Source organism: Flagellimonas abyssi (assembly GCF_019457905.1).
GTDB lineage: Bacteria > Bacteroidota > Bacteroidia > Flavobacteriales > Flavobacteriaceae > Flagellimonas > Flagellimonas abyssi.
The window spans coordinates 24,540-46,082 of record NZ_JAHZSV010000035.1; the positions used below are offsets into that span (position 1 = coordinate 24,540).

Here is a 21,543-nt window from a genome sequence, read left to right on the forward strand (position 1 = left end):
TGCTGTTACTCTCGAGTGATCTCTAAAATCTCAAATTTGAGTGTTCCATTGGGAACCTTGATCTCGGCAACATCACCTACTTTTTTGCCCAATAACCCTTTACCGATCGGAGATGTCACGGAAATCTTACCTGTTTTAAGATTGGCTTCGCTCTCCGCCACCAAGGTATACTTCATTTCCATCCCATTGGCCAGGTTTTTAAGCTTCACGGTAGAAAGTACTAATATCTTGGAGGTGTCCAGTTGTGATTCATCGATTAAACGGGCATTGGCCAAGGTTTCTTCCATTTTGGAAATCTTCATTTCCAAAAGCCCTTGAGCCTCTTTGGCCGCATCATATTCCGCATTTTCTGAAAGATCTCCCTTGTCTCTTGCTTCAGCAATGGCCTGTGACGCTTTTGGACGTTCCACATCCTTAAGTTGATTCAACTCGTCCCTCAATTTCTTTAATCCTTCGGGTGTATAGTATGATACTTTGCTCATATCGTTAATTTTTAATGCAAAGAGCCATTGAAGAAAATCAAAAAATTTCCCCAATGTACTCTTCCTCTACAAATACAAAAAATCCTCAACGATGCCCATGACCTGCATGGTTTTTGCGAGGATTTAACGCAAATATAGAGAATTTTTGTTCAACTTTGTTGCCGTAACATACTGAAACTATCGAACATGAAGCACCTCTGGGCCATAGTATTATTGGCACTGGTATTATCCTGTAGCTCCGATACCTCCAATAGAAATCCTTATTTACAGGAGGTACGATTCCGTTTTGAGTTGAACCTTAACCTGCCCTTATACAATAATTTACAAAACATTGGAAATCCTGTTTACGTGGGCAACAATGGAGTGGGAACCCGAGGCGCCTTCGTTATCAATACAGGGTCCAGTTTTATGGCCTGGGAAGCCAGTTGTCCCAACCATGTCCCCAATGAATGTTCCACTATGACAATCGACGGGCAGAACGCTGTATGTAGCTGCGAAGGTTATACCTATAGTTTGTTTACAGGACAACTATTGGACCGGCCCGATGATGGAAACCGATACCATGACCTCTTATTCTATAGGGCTACCCAAAGTGGAAACGTGGTCATCATATCTAATTAATCCTGAAGAATGAAGTATAGAAAACTAGGAAAAACAGGAATAGAAGTCTCTGAAATCTCCTTGGGTACTTGGCAGGTAGGTGGAAAATGGGGCTCTGGATTCAATGATGCTTTAGCTGAACAAATTATTAATGAAGCAATAGATGACGGTGTAAACTTTATAGACACCGCTGATGTCTATGAAGCCGGGGCAAGTGAGGCTGCCGTTGGCCGAGTAGTAAGATCAAGGTCCGAAGAAGTTTTTGTGGCCACAAAATGTGGAAGACAAATCAATCCGCACGTTAATGAAGGCTATACCCCGGAGGTGCTTAGAAAATATGTGGAGGACAGCTTAAAAAACACAGGGATGGAATGCTTGGATCTGATTCAATTGCACTGCCCTCCGACGGAAGTGTACTACCGTCCCGAAATTTTTGAATTGTTCGACCGATTAAAGGATGAGGGCAAAATAAAAAACCTTGGTGTTAGTATAGAAAAAATAGAGGAGGGCTTAAAGGCCATTGAATATCCCAACGTCAAAACGGTCCAAATCATATTCAATATGTTCAGGCAACGCCCGTTGGAACTGTTCTTTGAACAGGCAAGGAAAAAAGACATCGGTATAATTGTCCGCGTGCCTTTGGCCAGCGGGTTGCTTACAGGAAAGTTTTCTCAGGACTCCACTTTTGATGAAGAAGACCACAGGAACTTTAACAGAGATGGTGCAGCTTTTGATAAGGGCGAAACCTTTAGCGGCGTTCCTTTTAATGTTGGGCTGGAAGCCGTAAATGAACTTAAAACGATATTTCCTGATAGAGAAAACCTGGCTCCCATTGCACTTCGTTGGATATTGGATTTTCCTGAGGTCAGTTGCATTATTCCCGGAGCATCCAAGGTTGAACACCTGAACAGCAATATCAATGCTGCTGAACTACCTCCGTTAACTAAAAAAGAGAAAGTTGCCGTCAACGACATCTACGAAAAGTACATCAAAAAACACGTGCATCAACTTTGGTAGCACCTTAAAGTGTTCCCAGAATTTTCTCCATTACCCAACTGGTGTGTAGTCCCGTTTTTCCCGTTGATGGATGTACTGACTTGCCAAGAAGGTGGCGTTTAATATTCTCCACATGAAATTCTTGAATGTGTTGGGGGTGTACAATTTCTAATGTTTGACTTCCTGATGCATTGTTCAGTTGAATGGGAGCCTCATCCAGAACGGCAAAGCGAATACTGCCTTCGGAACCTAATATTTCAACCTTGTCCGTTCGGTCATGGGTGCCAAAGTTCCAACTGCCCGTACCTGTTATCCCTCCATCATGCATCCAATGGGCCGCTACTGCATCAAAAGCAGCATATAGCCCTAGTTGATTGGTCGTTGTACCATTCGCTTCCACAATATCACCCAACAGAAAGTTGAACAGATCCAGGCCATGGCTGGCCAAATCATCAAAATACCCTCCTCTGGCGATAGCGGCATCTGTACGCCAATTATATGCCTTGCTTAAATCCACATCACTGGGCGGTTTGGTCTTTTGCCAATGGATATGGCGGACTTCACCGATCAGACCATCATCCAACCATTGTTTTATTTTTAGAAATCTGGGCAGTGAACGGCGATAATAGGCTATAAAAAGAGGAACATCCCTATTCCGAAACGCTTCATAAATGGCCAAACTGTCATTATAAGTAGGGGCCATGGGTTTTTCGATACAACAAGGTTTCCCGGCTGCAGCTACTTTTAAAGCGTAAAATTTATGGGTATCGGGAGGTGTAGCAATATAAACTGCATCAATATTTGGATTGTCGATTACCTCATCAGCATCGGTCGTCCAATGAGGAATCCGGTGTCTTTTCGCATAATCCTCTGCCTTTTCCGGATTGCGCCGCATTACCATTGCAACCTCAAAACCGGATGTAATCTTATAGGCTGGCACGCTTTTTATTTCGGTTACGGCACCACAACCAATAACGCCCCAGCGTAGAGGCTTTTCTTCTGAAAAATTAAAACGGGATTCTGTCATTATGGATAAATTTACAGAATCCCGTTCTTTTTTACATCTTAAAAGTTGATGGTCGCTCCTACAAGAAAATTGATTCCTGCTTGTGGGTAGTAACCGGCACCTTCAATTGTGGTAATGGTTCCAGGATTGGAATAGTCATCATCAAACGTGTAGAAATATCCGTTGGAGACAATATCGGCATCAAAAATATTGTTCACCAAACCGGAAAGTTCAATACTCTTTATAAAAGAGTTCATGTTGATGGTGTACTGAATATTGAAATCCGTTTGGGTATAGCTATCCAAAACAGAGGTTTCAGAATCAATATTGCCCATGTATTGTTTGCCCACAAATTTTGAAAGCAACGAAACTTGAAAGTTGTTGTTGGGTTGGTAGGTGATAATGTTGCCCGCAATCAATTTTGGGGAGAAGGCAATATTTGTATTTCCCAAATCTTGAAGCTCTCCATCCCGCTCAAAGAAATAATCAAGGTTCCTGTTATCGCTCAAAGCAATGTTCGGTCTCCATTTAAATGTACTGGACAGGTTAACATTGGCATCGATTTCCAATCCTAAACGATAACTGTCACCAACGTTGGACCTTAACGGGGCCCCTACATCGCTCAAACCTCCCGTTAAAACCAACTGATCTTTATAGCGCATGTAGTATACGTTGGTGTTCAACTGAAAACTTGGAGAAACGTATCTCCAGCCCAGCTCAAAATCGTTGAGTTTTTCAGGTTTTGGGCTTCCGTTTTCGTAATCGTTGCGGTTGGGTTCCCTGTTGGCTCGCGCATACGAAAAATAGAAGTTATTGTTCCGGTTCAAATCGAAAGTGACACCTGCCTTTGGATTGAAAAAATTGAACGTATCGTCCACTAGGCCTGTATCTTCGCCATTGGCCTGATAACCAACACCACGATATTGCACATCTCCGAACAAGGACCACTGGTCCGTAAGCTGATAATTGGCCTTTGTGTAGAAGTTTAAATCCGTTTTGGTGGAATTATCGTCATAATACCTATCACGAATTTCACTATTGCGTGCATATTCTGCCCATATGATTTCGCCAAAGTGATCTCCTTTGTATTCATTATAACCTCCGCCCATAATAAGTTCAAGGTTTTCGCTGTTGTAGGTAGCAGAAAACACGGTTCCGTAAAAATCATTGTCCAACCAACGTCGGCGAATCAAATCGGTAGTTTCAACCAATTCTCCATTTACTGTGAAAGGTTCCAGACCATAGGTAACAAAATCGTCTTCTTCCCTATATTGCTCAAAAAAGCCCCGGCCTCTTGTATAGTGAACGGCCAAATGCGTGTTCCATGCGGAGTTCCAGGTCTCGTACCAGTGCAATTGAAAATGGTCTTGCTTATAATTGTCGACCTCATTTTCATAGTATTGAGTATTTCCGTTATCATCGGTATATTCCCCGGCCGAGTTGTAGGTACGGTTATCTTCCAGCTGATCTGCGGTTATTCCATTCCATGCCTGATAGGTAATTTCGTGTCCTCCAAAAAGCAACGCTTTTACCAAGGTATTGTCATCTTTATAGGTTCCTTGTAGAAAATAACCATCCAATTCGGAAGATGCCCGGTCCACGTAACCATCTGAAGTTACCCGTGATAAACGTCCAGAAAATTCAAAATGGTCGTTCATCAATCCCGTGCTAAACTTAACGTTGCTGCGCAGGGTACTGAAACTTCCCACCGAAGATGAGATTTTGGCATAGGCCTCCTCTGAAAAGGCATCGGTAAGCACATTCAAACTTGCCCCAAAGGCACCGGAACCATTGGTAGATGTTCCGACCCCTCTCTGCAACTGCAAACTTTGTGTTGAAGAAGCAAAATCGGGCATATTCACCCAAAAACTCCCATGTGATTCCGCATCGTTGTACGGAATACCGTTAATTGTAACGTTGATTCTTGTAGCATCGCTACCACGAACCCTCATACTAGTGTAACCGATACCCGCCCCGGCATCCGATGTGGTCACCACGGCCGGCATAAAGTTCATGAGAATGGGGATGTCCTGACCGAGGTTTCGGGGGGCCAGTTCCACCTTGTCCAAATCGGAAAATGTAATGGGGAAATCCTTGGTAATCCTTATGGATTGTACTAGAACTTCATCCAGAACAACTTTTGTTCCCTCAAGGCTGTCAATAGGTTCTTCTTGCGCACTTACGGAAAGTGCCAGGCCAAACAGGGCCGTACTTGCAAATAGCATTTTGGTGCGATGTCCTTTAGTTTTTTTCGACGGTCGCAACGAGTCAGCAAAGGCTCTTTTTTGAATAATTGAATAGAGTTTCATTCGTAAAAATGTTACGAATAAAAGGGGTCATTATTCTTTGTTAAAAATTGATTTTTGTTTCTAAAGAAACATAGAAATTCCAAGATGCGGCCAGCGCATTCCCTTGGCAGCATTACCCGCCCAGGTTCATTGGGTATAATCTCAGCCTTTTGTTAAAAGCACCCCTTTGAGATGCCGCAAATGTAAGATGCCCGTATTGATTTTCATAAAAAACATCTTAAAAATTTAACTTTTACTAACAACCATGCACCCCAAGTGCAAGCGTATATAAGAGTATGCACCCAAAATCAAAAAAAAGGTTTACCCTAAAAATTGTAATGAGCTATGTTACGCTGGGTATTCTTGCATCCCTCGCTGCATTTTTCATCTATAATGAATTCAAAAGCTATGCCTCATCCAAAAACCAGGACGTCAGTAATGAAAAGCTCTTGAAGATCAATAGATTACTCACACAACTCTACGATGCCGAAAACTTATCCAAATTGGCCCTCCAGACCAAAAAACCAGAGGATCTAAAATCCTATGCGCAAAAAGTGGATTCTATTACGGCCTTCATCGATTCTTTAAAACCGTTGGTAAGATCAGATTACAGTTCCCTAAGTTCTGAATTGGACAGTGTTCAAGAATTACTGAGCCAAAAGGTGTTCAACAATGCTGAATTGCGAAAACTTAAGGTACGGAACGAAAACAATACTTCATTGGATTCAGTTTTAAAGGCTTTTCATGATATGGAAGTGGGAATGGGAAGAATTACTCCGGAAACCTTTGCTCCTAATTTTGACAAATTGTCCCCAGAAGCAAAAGAGTCCATACGAAAATCTGTGGCCATTCTTAATAAGAATATCCCGAACTCAGATGGGGGTGCGGACGCCAACAATATCGATTCCATTTTAGAGGTTTCCAAATCCATCATAAACAAAGCCATTACAGAAACTGCCACCGCCGAGAGGACTGTGCTTCAAAAGGAGCTCGAAATTTATCGCACAGACCTTGAACTTTCTCAAAAAATGAGGGGGATTTTATCTGATTTCGAACGAGAAATGGCCCAGAACACATATCTAGATGCTCTTCAGCAGGAAGAAGCACTGAAAAAAAGCACACGTTTGGCCGGTGGAGCGGTGATCTTAGGGTTGATTATCGTAATTGTATTCACTTTTATGATTTCCAAAGATTATTGGAAAGTCCAAGAATATCGGGAACGTCTCGAAAGGGCTAAAAAATATTCGGAATCGCTTTTAAAAAGTAGGGAGCAGCTCATATCAACCGTAAGCCACGACCTGCGTACCCCTTTAAATACTATTAGTGGTTATTCCGATTTGATAGGGCAAAGCGGATTAAATTCTGAACAATCGAATTACTTAAAAAAGATTCAATCTTCTTCCGATTATGTAGAAAAACTGGTGAACGACCTTTTGGACTTTTCAAAATTAGAGGCCGGAAAAATTAAATTGGACAAAGTTCCTTTTTTGCTGTCACAGTTAATAGAGGACACGGCAACAGATTTTAAGGAGATGCAATCCAAAAAAGGAGTGTCCTTGCAGTTGGAAATCGCCGAAGATTTAAAAACACCCATTATAAACGATCCATTTAGAATACGACAAATATTATCCAACCTGATTGGCAACGCCTTTAAATTTACCGATGAAGGGTATGTAAAGGTCTCCGCCACGGTAGTTGAAAAAAATAAATCTAAATGGGCGAAAATCGAGGTTGAGGATACAGGAATTGGAATACCTGCCGAAAAACAAGAAGCCATTTTCCAAGAGTTTATCCAAGCAGGGGAATCCACAGAAAAAAAACAAATTGGGTATGGCCTTGGCCTGACCATTTCCAAAAAACTTACCGAATTATTGGATGGTACTTTAAGCTTGAACAGCGAAGTAAACAAGGGGAGTACTTTTACAGTTGAGATTCCAGTTGAGTTTTCCAATATCGAAATCAAAGAGGACAATTCCGAAACTCCAATTGTAAAGCCTGATGAATTATCCATTTTGGTAATCGATGATGACGAAAATATGTTGAGCCTTATATCAGAAGTCTGCAAACTCAACCAGGTAAAAACCGCAACTTTTACAAATTTTGATGATTTTCACATTTCCGAAATCCATCAGTTCGATGCGGTTATCACGGATATTCAAATGCCTTCTATCGATGGTTATTCCGTGTTGGAAAAAGTCAATAATACATGTTATTCAAAGCCTGTAATAGCCATGACCGGTCAACAGATTGGAAATAAATCCGAATATTTGGAAGCAGGTTTTGCCGATGTTCTGCAAAAACCTTTCTCTGCAACAGACCTATTAAAAGCTTTGTCGTTCGTCAATAATATGAGTTCCAAAAGTGAAATCAAGGACACAGCTTCTTCCTTGTTTACTATTCGAAATATTTCCGCATTCCTGGATAGTTTTGAGTCGGTCAAAGAAGTTTTGCAGGTCTTTTTGGATAATTCCCTCAAAAATATGGAGCTTATGTTTTCCGCTATCGGCAATCAGGATTATACCGATATTAAGGCCATATCCCACAAAATGTTGCCCATGTTCAGGCAATTGGAGGTACATGATGCCATCCAATTATTGGAGGTTTTGGAACATCTTTCCGGTGATGCAACAGGAGAAAAGGTATTTGAAATTTTAACAGAACTTCAAACAGTCCTGAACAATCTTGATGTTGAAATCCAAGCATATCTGGCTAAACATCCAATTGATATTGATTGATTTTGTTGTAAAGTGTCTTTCGGGTAACCTGCAAGAGTTTTGCTGCCTTGCTCTTGTTAAAGTTGGTTTGCTTTAATGCACTCAAAATCCTTTCTTTTTCAAAATCGGATTTAGAGAAATTGACTTCATGCTCTTTATTGGCACCATCGACCACCTCGTCTGCCAATGCATTGGGGAACATGGTTTCCGTTGGGGAGAAAAGAACTGCCCTTTTGATCACATTTTTCATTTCTCTTAAATTCCCGGGCCAATCGTACTTCTGTAGAATATTTTTGGTTTCCTCGGAAAATTCAAGCACATTTTTGTCCAATTCCGTATTGGCCTTGGCCAAAAAATAATCGGCAAACAGGAGAATATCTTCCCGCCTGTCCCTTAACGATGGTACTTCTATGGAAAATTCATTGAGTCGGTGGTACAAATCTTCCCTAAAATCGCCTTCTTCGACTGCTTCAAGAAGGTTTTCGTTTGTGGCGGCTATGATTCGAATATCCACTTGGATTTCTTGGGTGCTCCCCACACGTTTTATCTTACGTTCTTGAATGGCCCTGAGCAATTGTACTTGGTGTTCGTATGAAAGATTCCCTACCTCGTCCAAAAAGAGCGTACCTCCATTGGCAGCTTCAAAATGACCTTTTTTATCATCTATAGCTCCTGTAAAACTACCTTTAACATGACCAAAAAACTCACTTGTGGCTATTTCTTTTGGTATGGCCCCACAATCCACGGCCACAAAAGGTTTATTGCTCCTCTTACTTGCCAAGTGAATAGAGTTTGCTGTCACCTCTTTTCCTGTACCGCTTTCCCCGGTAAGCAAAACAGACATATTTGTGGGGGCGACCAACTCTACATATTGTTGAAGTTTTTTGGATTTTTCTCCCTGTCCTTTTAAAAAGCCAACGGGCTTCTTTTCCTCTATTGGTTCCTTTTTAGAGGATTTGACAGCTATTTGTGTCTCAGTGACCTCTGTTTTCAATGCTTCCTTTATTACTCCAAGTATTGCCTCTGGTGTAAAAGGTTTGGAAATATAGTCGAAAGCACCTTCTTTGATGGCGTTTACCGCGGTTTTCACCTCTGCATAGCCTGTCATTAGAATGACCTGTGTTTTTGGAGAATCGCGTTTGACCTGTGCGAGCAAAGTAACCCCGTTTCCTTTGGGCAATCTTACATCGGACAATATTAAATCGAAAGTAGATGATGCGAGATGTTCCTCTGCTTCTTTTATGGAGAAACCTATGGATACATCAAAGCCGTTCTTGGTCAAAAACTTTTGAAGCATTTGACAGAAGGCAGTATCGTCTTCAATGATTAGGATTTTGGGCATAATTCAGTTACCTAATATACGTCCCATATCTTTTTAAAGATGATTGCTTTCTTATAAAATTATCACAAAAAAAGGGCTGCATATTACTGCAGCCCTTCATCAACCAAACTAACTATTGTGGGGTGATATATCTAATTACATGTCAATCCAGTTCCCCTCAGCATCGGCATATACAGTTCCTGATGTACCGTCTTCAAGGGTAAGTTCCAATTTATATTGGTCCTTATCGTTTTTGTATGCTTTATCGATTTTAGCGGTAGGGTAGTTGGACTCTACTGCGCTAGATACAGCAGAAGGAAGGTCAGACACGCTGATTTCTTCAAAATCTCCTACTACAATCTCGATTGCACTGTTATTTTCTAGTTCTGGAGTTTCAACATTTGCAAATGCTGTGATTCCTACAAATGATAGTACTGTTGCTAAAGCTAAATTTTTCATGGTATTTAATTTTATTGTTAAACTTGCTTATCTAACTGAAAACTTAGTGCCAACACCAGAAAATTTTTAAAATTCAAGTTAATTTATTGATTTTTAGTATTTTATATTTTGATGCCAATTTTAATAGTTGTGTAAAACTGTGTAATACCGTAAACAAAGTGTGTAAAAATTATACAAGAAAGGCTGCCTGGGCAGCCTTTCGTATTTGCCAATAAATGGTCACAAGGAAAAAAGACCATGGTACAGATTGGCAGAAATGGATAATACATGGCTAGTGTTTATATAGCATCATCCTGGTTTTTGATATGTTTATGCTTGTTTCTGTTCCTTAGGTAGGATATCAATATATAGAGAGCCAAGCCCAACGATACCACGTTTAAAAACAATATTATTTTGTAAAACATATATGCCGTTGTCTATCTTTTTTGAACATTATTGAAAAGAAAGCCGTACATAAAGCACGGCTATCTTACCAAATCAACCAACCTAGTTAAGACAACCCCGCAAGGATTATCAAAAAATTTAATCATGTCACCGGAAATGATTCCGGTTATGTTTTTTTAGACACATTTTTTAAAACCAAGTCACATTTGAACACAAAAAAACCCGCTACTTTTTCAGCAACGGGCTTAGTCAATTGTTTTTTAAATAGTTATGCCTGGTGGGTGGGTTTTAAAAAATCATTAACCGTTTTAACCGGATTAAAGGTCACCAATGGTACCTCAACAAAAATGGTGTTCCAGAAAGCCATAGCCCCGTTCCATAATCCCGGAAGTTCCAGTGCCTTCAGTTCCTTTCCCTCTTTGGTTTTACCGGTAATAAAACCTTGTTTGGTGTCCACAAAGTCCAAAAGGTCAAACTTTTGTCCTTTATAGTTCCGCACTCCACATACGAGATCCACCGGGTTAAAGTGTGTAGAGTTTTGTAGTATTGCCGCTTGGGCTTTATCCTCCATATCTATTTGGGCGGACTCTATTATCTGAAGGGATATGTTGCCTTGTGCATCTTTTATCCAAAACGGACCGCCACCGGGCTCACCTTCATTTTTCACCATGCCACATATACGTATGGGACGGTTGATTCTGTCCTTCAACATCGTTTTTTGCTCCTCTACTCCAAAATCATCATAATTCTTAGGCATACGTACATTAAGGTCTTTCTCCAAAAACGCTTTGATCTCGTCGGCTTTTTCAATGGAAACTTCATCTTTGTCCAAAAGCCTGGCATAGGCGAACGCTTTGTCCTGCACTTTTTTAAGGACACCCGCCAACATTTTTTTACTGTTTGATACGGTCTCCAAGTTTTTATCGATGACCACATTATCTATATTCTTGATGAAGATAATATCTGCATCCTGGTCGTTCAGGTTCTCAATGAGGGCACCATGTCCTCCCGGACGGAATAAGATGGAACCATCACTATTTTTGAAGGGCTTATTGTCCACATCCACTGCAACGGTATCCGTGGATGGTTTTTGGTTGGAATAGGTAATATTGAAAGAAGTATCTGTTTTTTTGGAGATTTTTGGCCCCACGGTCGCTTCCTCTTTCGCAAACATCTCATCATGCTGTTCCGATACGGTAAAATGAAGACTGGCGGTACCTTTCGTCTTGGCATAGAGGGCGGCTTCCTTCAAATGCTCTTCGAAGGGGGTTGCCGTTTCCGTACCATATTTATGGAAAGGCAAAAGGCCTTTAGGATAAAAGCCATAGTTAAGACCGCTCTCCATCAACATTTCCTTTACAAAAAGATAGGCTTCCTCATCTTTGTTGGAGGCTTTGCCCTTGATTCTGGACATGATCAAATCATAAAAGGGAAAGTCGGAAAGATTCTCGGTAAATTTTTTAGCATCCTGGTCTCCTGTGCGTTCTATGTATTCGGATAGCTCTTCTTTTGATGGTTCATAGCTGTCCAAAAAATTGAACATGGCCTTGAACATACGGGATGCCGCTCCGGAGGCTGGAACAAACTTTAATAGTTCAAGTTCCTTTCTATTATCCTCAAAATATTGAAGCAGATCCAACTGCTCCTTTTCCGAGAACCGAAGTATTCCATTGCCCACTACCGCTGCTTGCGATAGTTGCACAAATGGGATGCCTTCTTTAAATGTTTGTATTTGATTATTGACTTTTTCTTTGGAAATTCCTTTGGAGTCCAGTTGTTCCAAGTCTTTAGGACTTAATTCTATCATGTTTTTGGAGAAGTTTATCTATATGTTCTACTGCTGTGGAAAGCCTTGACGCTTTATCTCCCCTTAAATTAATGAATTTCCTGTTATTATTCTCCAAAGCTTCCTTAAAATGCATAAACATTCGTTCTCTCTCATCCGGTTTGTCCCTAAGATCATCAGCTACCCAAGGCGTGTCGATATAGGTCAGGAAGTAGAGGTCGTAACTGTTTTTTAGGGCGTATTCTTCCAAAAGTGGGTCACAGGTACTGTTGTAATACGCTTCGGAATACACCTTTGTCTCCAAAAGGTCGGTATCACATATAAGTACTTTATTTGCTTTTCTCGCCAATTGATTCTCTAGGCGCATTTGTCCGTAAGCAATAGGCAGCAAATCGTGTGGTTCGCAGGTTTTTTGTTCTCTGTCCCATTTGTCTTGTAGGTATTCACGGGCATATTCGGGCACCCATTCGGTTTTGTAGTATTCCGACAGTTGTTTGGACAAGGTGGTCTTCCCTGTGGATTCAGGTCCAAAAAGGACCACTTTTATGAGGTTTGTGGGCTCTTGGCCAAGTTTTTCTTCCATGCTAGATATCCCTGTACAGCTAGAACAGTAAAAATGAGGTACTGTAAAGAGAACATACCCCATCCCCTATAGGCGTACAAAGGTACGGTAATTAAATCACCCAATATCCAAAGGGTCCAGTTTTCCAGCTTTTTGTTGGCCATATACCACATTGCCGTGAAAAAAATGCCTGATGTAAAAATATCCACGTAGTTTGTAGGCCCTATATCCGCTCCAAAAGCTTTGTAAACTCCATACGTGACCAACATGGTGAGGAGAAAAAAGCCAACACCGACCCATTTCTCCTTCTTATTGGTCCTTGTAATATGCACCACTGGCTTTCTATCATCCCTTCGTCTTGCCCAGTTCCACCATCCATAAATGCTCATAATGGAATAGTAGAAATTCATCATCATATCTCCTAAAAGATTATCCACCAAAAAGATATAGGTAGTAATCACCGTAGCGACGAGACCCGTAGGATACACCAAAATATCTTCCTTTTTAGCATAGACTACACTAGCAATTCCAAAGAAAAAAGCGGTCGCTTCCAGAATAATGAGGGAGAACTCACGGTCTTCATAGGGACCAATAAAAAAATCAAAAATGGGGTTCATACTCGCTTCGGTCGGATTTTACCATTTTCATGGTCAGCACCACGTGGTCCAAATTCTCAAAACTTTCCTTTATTTCTGAATTGAGCAATTCCATTACTTCATTATAACCCCCAATAACCTGTGTACTCAGTGGATTCTCCAAAACAGTAAGCCCAGAGTCGCGCAACTTTTTGATAAAAGCAATGACGGGGGTCTCAAAATCATCCTGGAGCGGAGATAGCGTAAGTTCAACGGATATTCTCATGGAGCAAATAATTTCAGGGTAAAACTACAAAAAGGAATTGTTATCCTCCCATCATTTTAAGGGCATAAACGCACGTAAACCCTTCAAACTCCAAAAACTCGATTTCGTAATGGGTCCTTTTGCCATTGTACAGTATTTCGGCAACGGTTCGAGTATCCTCAAAAGAAAAATCGATGACATTGATATGACGTAAAAAACTGAGTCCCTGTTGTGCATAAATTTTATAGAGCGATTCCTTTGCCCCCCAAACTATGGTCAATTTTCGTATGAGTGCTTCGGAATTGGCCAACGTTTTATACTCTTGGATAGGTGTGAATTTGTGAGCTATCTTCAATATTTTATCACGTTGCATCTCAATATCTATACCCACTTCATCCGTCTCGCTGATGATGATGCCCGTAAAGTTGTGCGAATGGGTAATTGATATAAACTTGCCATCTTTTAGATGGGGCTTTCCAAAATCATCATAATACAGGTCATGATCCACATAACCTGCATCGGCCATGAGGTGGCGAATGCTCAAAAAAGCCCGTCGGTGCGCCATCGATTTCATGCCGTCCATCCTGCTTTGGCAATGCTCTGTAAGCTCCACATCCTTAGAAAGTTCACCTTCTGGCTCGGTCACTTTCCAGATATAGACCTTAGTGGTCGGAGAAACTGTTATTGTTTTGTAAAGAGGCATGAACTAAAGTTAAGTGAATTTGTATCTTTGTCGCACTACAAAAGCGAAGCTACAAAAGTAAATTTATATAAAGTATGAGCACAAAAACAATTCCGTATGTTCCTTATAAAGTGAAAGATATCTCTCTTGCCGATTGGGGAAGGAAAGAAATTGAGCTTGCCGAAGCAGAAATGCCAGGTCTTATGGCCCTACGTGAAGAGTATGGGAAACAACAACCTTTAAAAGGTGCTAGAATAGCAGGGTGTTTGCACATGACCATCCAGACTGCTGTTTTGATTGAAACATTGGTTGCACTTGGTGCTGACGTTACCTGGAGTTCTTGCAACATTTTCTCTACTCAGGATCACGCTGCCGCTGCAATCGCCGCTGCTGGAATTCCTGTGTATGCCTGGAAAGGTATGAACGAAAAGGAATTTGACTGGTGCATTGAGCAAACCTTGTTTTTTGGCGAGGACAGAAAGCCTTTGAACATGATTTTGGACGATGGTGGCGACCTTACCAATATGGTGTTGGACCAATATCCAGAACTGGCAGGAGGTGTTAAAGGATTGTCAGAAGAAACCACCACAGGGGTTCACCGCTTGTACGAAAGAATGAAAAAAGGAACACTTCCGATGCCCGCCATTAACGTGAACGATTCTGTGACCAAATCCAAGTTTGATAATAAATATGGATGTCGCGAAAGTGCCGTGGATGCCATCCGTAGGGCCACTGACACCATGTTGGCCGGTAAACGCGTAGTGGTTGCAGGTTATGGCGATGTTGGAAAAGGTACGGCTGCATCTTTCCGTGGTGCAGGATCTATTGTGACCGTTACCGAAATCGACCCGATTTGTGCCCTACAAGCCTGTATGGACGGTTTTGAAGTGAAAAAACTGGAAACCGTTGTATCCAATGCCGATATCGTGATAACCACAACAGGCAACAAAGATATTATTCGAGAGGAGCATTTCCGTGCTTTAAAAGACAAGGCCATTGTCTGCAACATTGGACATTTTGACAATGAAATAGATATGGCTTGGTTGAACGGTACATATGGAAATACCAAGAATGAAATAAAACCTCAAGTGGACAAATATACGATTGACGGGAAAGATGTCATCATTTTGGCAGAAGGTAGACTGGTAAACCTTGGTTGTGCCACTGGACATCCAAGTTTTGTAATGAGCAACTCGTTTACCAACCAGACCTTGGCGCAAATTGAGCTTTGGAACCACAATGACAAATATGCAAATGAAGTGTACATGCTTCCGAAGCATTTAGACGAAAAAGTGGCCAAACTGCACTTGTCTCGTTTGGGTGCCGAGTTAACAGAGCTTAACGAAGAACAAGCTGAATATATTGGTGTAACCGTAGAAGGTCCTTTTAAACCAGAATACTACCGATACTAAACACCAAAGGATTAAAAAGCAAAAACCCATGGCAAGCACCATGGGTTTTTTATTGAGAAAAATTTTATTAATCTGCCAATAGGGTCTCTCCATAGTAGCAGGTCTTGCTTTCTTTCAACAAGGCCAGACCTTCTTCCCTTGTGCTATTTGGGGCGATTTTTATTTCTTCACCATTGGGCATGTAAACAATGTAGAATCCTTCTTCAAAAGAAGAAAGTTTAATGATCTCACCGTTAGGACGAACGGCATTCCAAGATTTTTCATCCGGTTTGTACACCAAATCGATTTTCTTTCCTTTTTTTGGGCCTTCCACCACGGTTACCTGAATTCTGTTCTTGGTGGCGATCATTTCAAAAGTGTTGCCATCGTGCTCCACCATTTGGGTTTCCGACTCTCCATCTTTCATGGCTATCGGGTTAGATCCGGACCAAAATTCGATCACGTTGAAGATAAGGGTATCTCCCAAGAAAAAAAGTGGATATACCGGCACAATGTTCAATCCCCAAAAAATGAGGTTGTCCAAAAACCTACTATCCGTTAATCCTTGGTTCCAATCTTTCAAATTATTGAAGGCGCTAAAAGAACCTAAGCAGCTGGTAAACAAAATAGAGCAGGCCAATAGTGAAGAAATAATAACTTTTTTCATGATATAAGATTTATAGTTAATGCTATTGAAGGTACAAAAGATTTTGATTTTAGGTTTTCTAGAATCTCATTTCGACACATTTAATTGGTCCGCCGGCAAAAAAATTACTAGGCATCAAATCTTGATTCTTACCTTTATTGGTTCAAAAGAGGAATGTTATGAATGACCATTGGTACGACATTAAAAATATTGAAACGGTTGATTCTCCATCCATCGCTCTATACCTGGAACATCTCAAGTTCAACATTGAGGAGATGGTCTCGATGGTACATGGGCAAACGGATAGGTTGATGCCGCACATCAAGACCAACAAAATGCCGCGGGTCATGAAGCTTTTACTGGAGTCGGGAATCTCAAAATTCAAGGCTTCCACTATTTCTGAAGCAGAGATTGCTGCAGAGGCAGGGGCCACTGCTGTTCTTATTGCGCATCAGTTGGTGGGACCAAAGTTGAATCGTTTTCTACGTTTGATGGAACACTACCCAAATACAGCGTTTTCAACTTTAGTGGACAACGTGGACAGTGCGGAACTTTTGAACCAAAAAGCCGAGGAAACAGAACTTATTGCCAACATTTATATTGATATCAACAATGGAATGGACCGGTCCGGAATCCAAATTGGTCCAAGACTGGACGAGCTCATCAACTATTTGAAAATATGCAAATCGCTCAACTTTAAAGGGCTGCACGCGTACGATGGCCACCTAAGGGATTCAGATTTTGAGGTGCGCAACCAAAAGATAGAACAAGGGGTGATGGATGTAGTGGTTTATTTTGATGCACTAAGGATAGATTACCCCCAAGCTCAATTGATATGTGGAGGAACACCATCATTCACATCTCATTTGCTCCAAGAAAACAGAATCACCAGCCCTGGTACCTGTGTGCTTTGGGATTGGGGATATGGTGAAAAATTGACGGAACAAAATTTCAAACATGCCGCACTATTGGTTACACGAATCATTTCCAAACCCACCGAAGGGATTATAACCGTAGATTTGGGGCATAAATCGGTGGCGGCCGAAAATCCTATTGACAAGCGCGTTAAGTTCCTCAACATTGATGACTACGAACTGCTTTCACAAAGTGAGGAACACGGGGTGATCAAAGTAAAGGATTGGGACAAATACAAAGTTGGTGATGTCCTGTACGGCATTCCGTATCATATTTGCCCCAGTATCAATCTTCATGATGAAGTTTCGGTTATAGAGAACGGCAAAAAAGTGGATACCTGGGAAATTACCGCCCGAAAACGAAAACTAAGGTTTTAAGTCCAGCGCCTTTTTCAGGTCGTAGAAATAAAAGTTTTTTTCATCGTTCATGGCAGCGAAAAGACCATTTGGGAACGTATCGTTCAATGACACAGTGACCACATCGCAACCATCGGTTTCCAAGGTAGATAGGTTTACGGCTTTTACAAAACTATTGTCCTTTCGGGAGAATATATTGAACTGTCCGCGCTGTTGATCGGAAACTATGATGTACCCTTGTCCGTTGGCATATCTGGCAATGGCAATACCTTCTATATCCTCCAAGAACAGTTCACCACCGAAACAGGCCAATTCTTCATTGCCCATACTTGGTTCAGCATAATATTTTTTTACGCATTCACCTTCATCGGAATAGTATACGTAGCCCATTTCGTTGTCCACAGCTATGGCCTCGATTTCCTTTCCTCCTGTAAAACTTCCGAATTTACGAACCAAAGTAGACGATACACCTGTGCTGTCCGATCCCAGTTTATATTGATACAAATACGAACCACTTGGTCCTATCTTTCTGCCGACAATCGCATATAGGGATGAATCCTTTGGAGATTTGTACAGACTAATTCCCATGGCCAAACGTTGTTCCACATCCGTTTCATCTTCAAATACGGGAAAACCACCACCATCGAGCGGTTTCATGTCGGGCACGGAGAACAATCTGATCTGTTGTTTTTCCCGTTCGGTAAAAGCGATTACATCAACGGCAACGGAATCGTTCAGCTGAAAGCCATATTCCAAATCTACATTGTTGGGTCTTTGGATGTTTTTGATGGATTTCTCCTCAATGATCTTACCATCAAGGTCAAAGGCATAAACACCGCCGTTGGTCTCTTTATCGGTTCCGAACACAATACTTTTGGACGCATCGTCCGGATTGATCCAAATAGCGGGATCATCGGTGTCGTTCGGCGTTTTTTCTGTGATTATATCTGGGGCAATAGCTGGCAGTTTGCTTCCTTGATTGCACGAGGTTAATGCAACAGCAGCTATAATTGGTATAAATATTTTTCTCATATTGATAATTAAGATAGGAAATGCCAGTCCCAAGCGCCTACCCTTATTGGCAGGCACTTGTTGTGACACCGTATATAAATATACTACCTGAAATTATTTTCTAAACAAATCGTACTTTAAACCAAAGGTGAATCTTACGCTGTAAAATTCTGCTTGTTGAGTTCTTTCCTTTACGCTTTGGAAATAGCGCAGAGGCTGGTTCGTAATATTGTTCACATCGGTATAGATTCTCAAATTGTTGGTGATGGCGTAGCTGGCATTAAAATCCAAGAAAAACTGGGTATCATAATACCTGTCCTCAAAAGCATTGCCTCCTATTTCATCGATATAAGAATCCGAGAAGTTAGCGGATAGCCTGGCACTGAACCTTTTATCGGCATAGCCCAAAGAGCCATTGAACATATTTGGAGAGGTGTTTGGCAAATCCAAATCGGTACGTTCGTCACCATCTTCGTTGCGAATACCGTCCGCACTTGAAGACAAGTAGGTGTAGTTTAAATAGATGCTAAAGTTCCTGGCAAAACCGGGCAAGAAGTCCAACTGTCTCTGGAACGATACCTCAGCTCCAAAAATAGAGGCGGAATCGCCGTTCAATGGCTGGAACACATCATAACCCGTAGTTCCAGAACCGAATGAATCATCTTCTGCTTCGGTAATGTAAGTGTAGATAAAATCGTTTATTCTTTTATAAAACAATCCACCTGATACAATTCCAACACTTTCAAAGTAGTGCTCGGCGTTCAAATCAAAGTTCATTGAGGTAGTTGGATCCAATTCCGGATTACCTACGATAACCTCCTCGTCCTCGTTTACGATTTCCGACCTTGGAATAAGGTCCACGTAATTTGGGCGGGCCAAAGTATTTGTCCATGCAAATCGTAAAACAGTGCTGTTGTCCAAGTCATATTTAAAGTGAATGCCCGGCAATACGTTGGTATAAGAATTCTCGTCCGAAACGCCTTCAACTTCTATACTTTCTTCGATTCCTGCATCTTCGTCTTCCTCAATATAAACTACTCTGTTTCCTTCGGAGTCAAGTTTAGTATTCTCCACTCTAACACCTGCAAGTACGCTCAATTTGTCGGAAAGTTTTTGGTTGAACATTAAATAAGCCGCCAGAACGTTCTCCTTTACCTCGAAATTCCCAGGAAGGTACTCGTCCGGCAAAGCTTCGCCATTTGTACTGTTCAAGTCGAGTGCTCCCAACCATTCTTCGCTGGCAAAGTTTCCGGCTTGGAACTTCTCTCCTGCCAAGTAATCTGGATCCGTGTAATTTTTTACGGGAACTGCGCCCAACGTTGGGTACAAATCCTCCAAATCATATTCGAAGAAATCGTTGTTTCTCAATTTGGTCTTGAAACGCCCTCTTGCTCCAAATTTGATAAATCCATCTCCCTGACCAAAAATATCGGCCGGCAACTCAAAGTTTGCAAAGAAGTTAATGTCCTCTTCTTCCGTATACTGATTTTCATTGGTAATCTCATCAAACTCAAAGTTATCCAAGTTATTAAAGTCACTTGGATCTGCGGCCGTCATTATGGGATACTTTGGGTAGCTGTTATCGTTGTTGATGATATATTCCGCTGCATAGGCGGCGTAACGCTCGTTCAAACGTTCTTCGGATGCTTTGGCATAAGCTCCCATCCAATCAAACTTTAGATTTCCAAAAAGATGGTCACCGCCCAAAGTGTAATTCTGCATACGCTGGTCCTCCAATCTACGGTTTTTGTTTCTTCCCCCTGCAATTCCACCTTTGGATTCGCGCACGGCCTCAATCGGGAAACGTGTAGGAACTCCATTGGTTATGGTAAAATCCCCTTCTTCTATATCCTCGCCGTCCAATATCTCTTGGGCAAATGCAAATCGGTTCTCACGATCGTCTCTCCAGTTGTACATCGTTTTTAGGTAGATGTTGTTGGCAGCATTGATCTGATAATCAAAATTGGCAGAAAAACTTCTTCTTACTCTTTGCACCAAATAGGTGCGTTGCTCGGTAACATTGGTATACGGATTTACATCCATTTCTTCAAGAATAGGCTCGCCTTCTTCATCTTCGACCCCCGTATTGTATTCAAACTCGTTGTCCCACTCGGCTTCAATATTATCGGAACCAAAGTCGTTATCGTTGATTGTTGCGGAGAACATGTAACCAAACTTTCCATCATTGGTACGGTCTCCCACCAAAATGGACCCGTTCCAGATCCGCTTGTCGGTAATAAAATTTACCCCAGAACCAGCTGTAGCAGAAAGCCTAAAACCTTGTGGTGCCGTTCTGGTCACCAAGTTTACCGAACCACCCAATGCATCGGCGTCCATATCCGGAGTTACGGCCTTGTTTACTTCAATGGTCTGGATCATATCCGAAGGAATAAGGTCCATTTGAACATTTCTGTTATCGGATTCTGCAGAAGGAATCCTGCTTCCGTTCAAGGTAACGGAGTTTAACTGTGGAGAAAGACCACGTACGATAATGTTACGCGCCTCTCCCTGATCTACCTGCATGGTGATGCCCGGAATACGCTTAACAGCATCACCAATGTTAGCATCGGGGAATTTTCCAATCTGGTCGGTAGAGACCACGTTGGTGATGTTCATATTATTTCTCTGCGTATTCAATGCTTTGGATTGTCCACTAAGTCCGTAAGCACTCACCTGAACTTCATCCAATTCCATATTTGAGGATTGAAGCGTAATACTCACAGGCGTGGTTTGTCCCGCACTCACACTTACTTCCTGCTCAACATCGGAGTAACCCATATAGGTTATCCTTAAGGTATAGCTCCCTTCGGGGATGCCCACCAAAGTAAATTTTCCATCAAAATTGGAAATGGCTCCTTTTACCAAGGATTCGATATACACATTGGCACCGGGAACATAGATACCGTTCTCATCGGTAATCGTACCCTGAATATTTCCTGATTGTGCTTGGCCCATTGCAGTTCCGAGCACAAGAAACAGCGTTACAAAAAGTAGTTTTTTTAGGTTCATCAATTTCATTTTGGTTTACGTTAGAATGCTTTCCAAAACTATGTATATCAACTCTTTATGATTTAAATTAAAGGGAAACAAAAAGGAAACAAAAG

The 21,543-nt window shown here is 41.5% G+C and carries 18 protein-coding genes; 5 read left to right on the plus strand and 13 right to left on the minus strand.

From position 1 onward, the window contains the following. Positions 1 to 5: 5 nt before the first annotated feature. Entirely contained in the window at positions 6 to 482 is a 477-nt protein-coding gene (gene greA / locus K1F36_RS17225) for a transcription elongation factor GreA (protein ID WP_207030691.1), read from the minus strand. Positions 483 to 668: 186 nt separating this feature from the next. Here greA and K1F36_RS17230 point away from each other — a divergent pair, with 186 nt between their 5' ends. After that, on the plus strand, positions 669 to 1,103 hold the full coding sequence (locus K1F36_RS17230) for a Rieske (2Fe-2S) protein (protein WP_108245879.1): 435 nt from the start codon (positions 669 to 671) through the stop codon (positions 1,101 to 1,103). A 9-nt stretch (positions 1,104 to 1,112) separates the two neighbouring features. After that, positions 1,113 to 2,099 (plus strand): aldo/keto reductase, encoded by a 987-nt coding sequence (locus K1F36_RS17235; protein WP_220114902.1) that lies wholly within the window; start codon positions 1,113 to 1,115, stop codon positions 2,097 to 2,099. Between the two features lie 4 nt (positions 2,100 to 2,103). Here the strand turns inward: K1F36_RS17235 and K1F36_RS17240 are convergent, their stop codons facing one another. Together K1F36_RS17240 and K1F36_RS17245 are read right to left on the minus strand one after the other, a co-directional pair. Continuing rightward, positions 2,104 to 3,105 (minus strand): Gfo/Idh/MocA family protein, encoded by a 1,002-nt coding sequence (locus K1F36_RS17240; RefSeq protein WP_220114903.1) that lies wholly within the window; start codon positions 3,103 to 3,105, stop codon positions 2,104 to 2,106. Positions 3,106 to 3,143: 38 nt separating this feature from the next. Continuing rightward, positions 3,144 to 5,393, minus strand: a complete 2,250-nt coding sequence (locus tag K1F36_RS17245; RefSeq protein ID WP_220114904.1) for a TonB-dependent receptor — start codon at positions 5,391 to 5,393, stop codon at positions 3,144 to 3,146. A 317-nt stretch (positions 5,394 to 5,710) separates the two neighbouring features. On the opposite strand from K1F36_RS17245, the gene K1F36_RS17250 reads away from it, so the two are divergent. After that, positions 5,711 to 8,107, plus strand: coding sequence for a hybrid sensor histidine kinase/response regulator (locus K1F36_RS17250; RefSeq protein WP_220114905.1), 2,397 nt, complete (start codon positions 5,711 to 5,713; stop codon positions 8,105 to 8,107). On the opposite strand, the gene K1F36_RS17255 is transcribed toward K1F36_RS17250, so the two are convergent. The 7 genes from K1F36_RS17255 to K1F36_RS17285 all read right to left on the minus strand — a co-directional run bounded on the left by K1F36_RS17255 (position 8,082) and on the right by K1F36_RS17285 (position 14,141). Then, on the minus strand, positions 8,082 to 9,428 hold the full coding sequence (locus K1F36_RS17255; RefSeq protein WP_220114906.1) for a sigma-54-dependent transcriptional regulator: 1,347 nt from the start codon (positions 9,426 to 9,428) through the stop codon (positions 8,082 to 8,084). The genes K1F36_RS17250 and K1F36_RS17255 overlap by 26 nt on opposite strands. A gap of 135 nt (positions 9,429 to 9,563) precedes the next feature. Next, positions 9,564 to 9,866, minus strand: coding sequence for a hypothetical protein (locus K1F36_RS17260; protein ID WP_014032362.1), 303 nt, complete (start codon positions 9,864 to 9,866; stop codon positions 9,564 to 9,566). Between the two features lie 652 nt (positions 9,867 to 10,518). Next, the gene (locus K1F36_RS17265) at positions 10,519 to 12,057 is read right to left on the minus strand and encodes a DUF4301 family protein (RefSeq protein ID WP_220114907.1); all 1,539 of its coding nucleotides are present in this window, start codon (positions 12,055 to 12,057) and stop codon (positions 10,519 to 10,521) included. Further along, entirely contained in the window at positions 12,038 to 12,619 is a 582-nt protein-coding gene (locus K1F36_RS17270; RefSeq protein ID WP_220114908.1) for an AAA family ATPase, read from the minus strand. Before K1F36_RS17270 ends, K1F36_RS17265 begins: the two co-directional genes overlap by 20 nt. Next, positions 12,580 to 13,215: a nicotinamide riboside transporter PnuC gene (pnuC, locus tag K1F36_RS17275; protein WP_220114909.1), complete on the minus strand. Its 636-nt coding sequence runs from the start codon at positions 13,213 to 13,215 to the stop codon at positions 12,580 to 12,582. The genes K1F36_RS17270 and pnuC overlap by 40 nt, the downstream gene beginning before the upstream one ends. Then, positions 13,199 to 13,459, minus strand: coding sequence for a hypothetical protein (locus K1F36_RS17280; RefSeq protein ID WP_220114910.1), 261 nt, complete (start codon positions 13,457 to 13,459; stop codon positions 13,199 to 13,201). The genes pnuC and K1F36_RS17280 overlap by 17 nt, the downstream gene beginning before the upstream one ends. A 40-nt stretch (positions 13,460 to 13,499) precedes the next feature. Next, complete coding sequence (locus tag K1F36_RS17285; protein WP_220114911.1) at positions 13,500 to 14,141, minus strand: 4'-phosphopantetheinyl transferase family protein; 642 nt, start codon at positions 14,139 to 14,141, stop codon at positions 13,500 to 13,502. 74 nt (positions 14,142 to 14,215) lie between these two features. Between K1F36_RS17285 and ahcY the strand changes: the two genes are divergently transcribed. Beyond that, positions 14,216 to 15,532, plus strand: coding sequence for an adenosylhomocysteinase (ahcY, locus tag K1F36_RS17290; RefSeq protein WP_220114912.1), 1,317 nt, complete (start codon positions 14,216 to 14,218; stop codon positions 15,530 to 15,532). Between the two features lie 67 nt (positions 15,533 to 15,599). Here ahcY and K1F36_RS17295 read toward each other — a convergent pair whose 3' ends face one another. Continuing rightward, the gene (locus tag K1F36_RS17295; RefSeq protein WP_220114913.1) at positions 15,600 to 16,178 is read right to left on the minus strand and encodes a DUF3332 domain-containing protein; all 579 of its coding nucleotides are present in this window, start codon (positions 16,176 to 16,178) and stop codon (positions 15,600 to 15,602) included. Between the two features lie 158 nt (positions 16,179 to 16,336). Here K1F36_RS17295 and K1F36_RS17300 point away from each other — a divergent pair, with 158 nt between their 5' ends. After that, a complete protein-coding gene (locus K1F36_RS17300; RefSeq protein ID WP_220114914.1) occupies positions 16,337 to 17,449 on the plus strand; it encodes a D-TA family PLP-dependent enzyme in 1,113 nt (370 codons plus the stop codon). On the opposite strand, the gene K1F36_RS17305 is transcribed toward K1F36_RS17300, so the two are convergent. Together K1F36_RS17305 and K1F36_RS17310 are read right to left on the minus strand one after the other, a co-directional pair. Next, a complete protein-coding gene (locus K1F36_RS17305; RefSeq protein WP_220114915.1) occupies positions 17,438 to 18,460 on the minus strand; it encodes a phytase in 1,023 nt (340 codons plus the stop codon). The two genes, K1F36_RS17300 and K1F36_RS17305, sit on opposite strands and share 12 nt — an antisense overlap. Before the next feature lie 93 nt (positions 18,461 to 18,553). After that, positions 18,554 to 21,457 carry a TonB-dependent receptor gene (locus K1F36_RS17310; protein WP_220114916.1) on the minus strand — a complete coding sequence of 968 codons (2,904 nt, stop codon included), beginning with the start codon at positions 21,455 to 21,457 and terminating at the stop codon, positions 18,554 to 18,556. Positions 21,458 to 21,543: the final 86 nt, after the last annotated feature.

Bases quoted from the DNA above. Each gene is read 5' to 3' on its own strand.
- K1F36_RS17285 (WP_220114911.1), bottom strand. From the start codon at position 14,141: ATGCCTCTTTACAAAACAATAACAGTTTCTCCGACCACTAAGGTCTAT.
- K1F36_RS17270 (WP_220114908.1), bottom strand. From the start codon at position 12,619: ATGGAAGAAAAACTTGGCCAAGAGCCCACAAACCTCATAAAAGTGGTC.
- K1F36_RS17240 (WP_220114903.1), bottom strand. From the start codon at position 3,105: ATGACAGAATCCCGTTTTAATTTTTCAGAAGAAAAGCCTCTACGCTGG.
- ahcY (WP_220114912.1), top strand. From the start codon at position 14,216: ATGAGCACAAAAACAATTCCGTATGTTCCTTATAAAGTGAAAGATATC.
- K1F36_RS17255 (WP_220114906.1), bottom strand. From the start codon at position 9,428: ATGCCCAAAATCCTAATCATTGAAGACGATACTGCCTTCTGTCAAATG.
- K1F36_RS17310 (WP_220114916.1), bottom strand. From the start codon at position 21,457: ATGAAATTGATGAACCTAAAAAAACTACTTTTTGTAACGCTGTTTCTT.
- K1F36_RS17295 (WP_220114913.1), bottom strand. From the start codon at position 16,178: ATGAAAAAAGTTATTATTTCTTCACTATTGGCCTGCTCTATTTTGTTT.
- K1F36_RS17260 (WP_014032362.1), bottom strand. From the start codon at position 9,866: ATGAAAAATTTAGCTTTAGCAACAGTACTATCATTTGTAGGAATCACA.
- K1F36_RS17245 (WP_220114904.1), bottom strand. From the start codon at position 5,393: ATGAAACTCTATTCAATTATTCAAAAAAGAGCCTTTGCTGACTCGTTG.
- K1F36_RS17230 (WP_108245879.1), top strand. From the start codon at position 669: ATGAAGCACCTCTGGGCCATAGTATTATTGGCACTGGTATTATCCTGT.
- K1F36_RS17265 (WP_220114907.1), bottom strand. From the start codon at position 12,057: ATGATAGAATTAAGTCCTAAAGACTTGGAACAACTGGACTCCAAAGGA.
- K1F36_RS17280 (WP_220114910.1), bottom strand. From the start codon at position 13,459: ATGAGAATATCCGTTGAACTTACGCTATCTCCGCTCCAGGATGATTTT.
- K1F36_RS17305 (WP_220114915.1), bottom strand. From the start codon at position 18,460: ATGAGAAAAATATTTATACCAATTATAGCTGCTGTTGCATTAACCTCG.
- K1F36_RS17300 (WP_220114914.1), top strand. From the start codon at position 16,337: ATGAATGACCATTGGTACGACATTAAAAATATTGAAACGGTTGATTCT.
- greA (WP_207030691.1), bottom strand. From the start codon at position 482: ATGAGCAAAGTATCATACTATACACCCGAAGGATTAAAGAAATTGAGG.
- K1F36_RS17250 (WP_220114905.1), top strand. From the start codon at position 5,711: ATGAGCTATGTTACGCTGGGTATTCTTGCATCCCTCGCTGCATTTTTC.
- pnuC (WP_220114909.1), bottom strand. From the start codon at position 13,215: ATGAACCCCATTTTTGATTTTTTTATTGGTCCCTATGAAGACCGTGAG.
- K1F36_RS17235 (WP_220114902.1), top strand. From the start codon at position 1,113: ATGAAGTATAGAAAACTAGGAAAAACAGGAATAGAAGTCTCTGAAATC.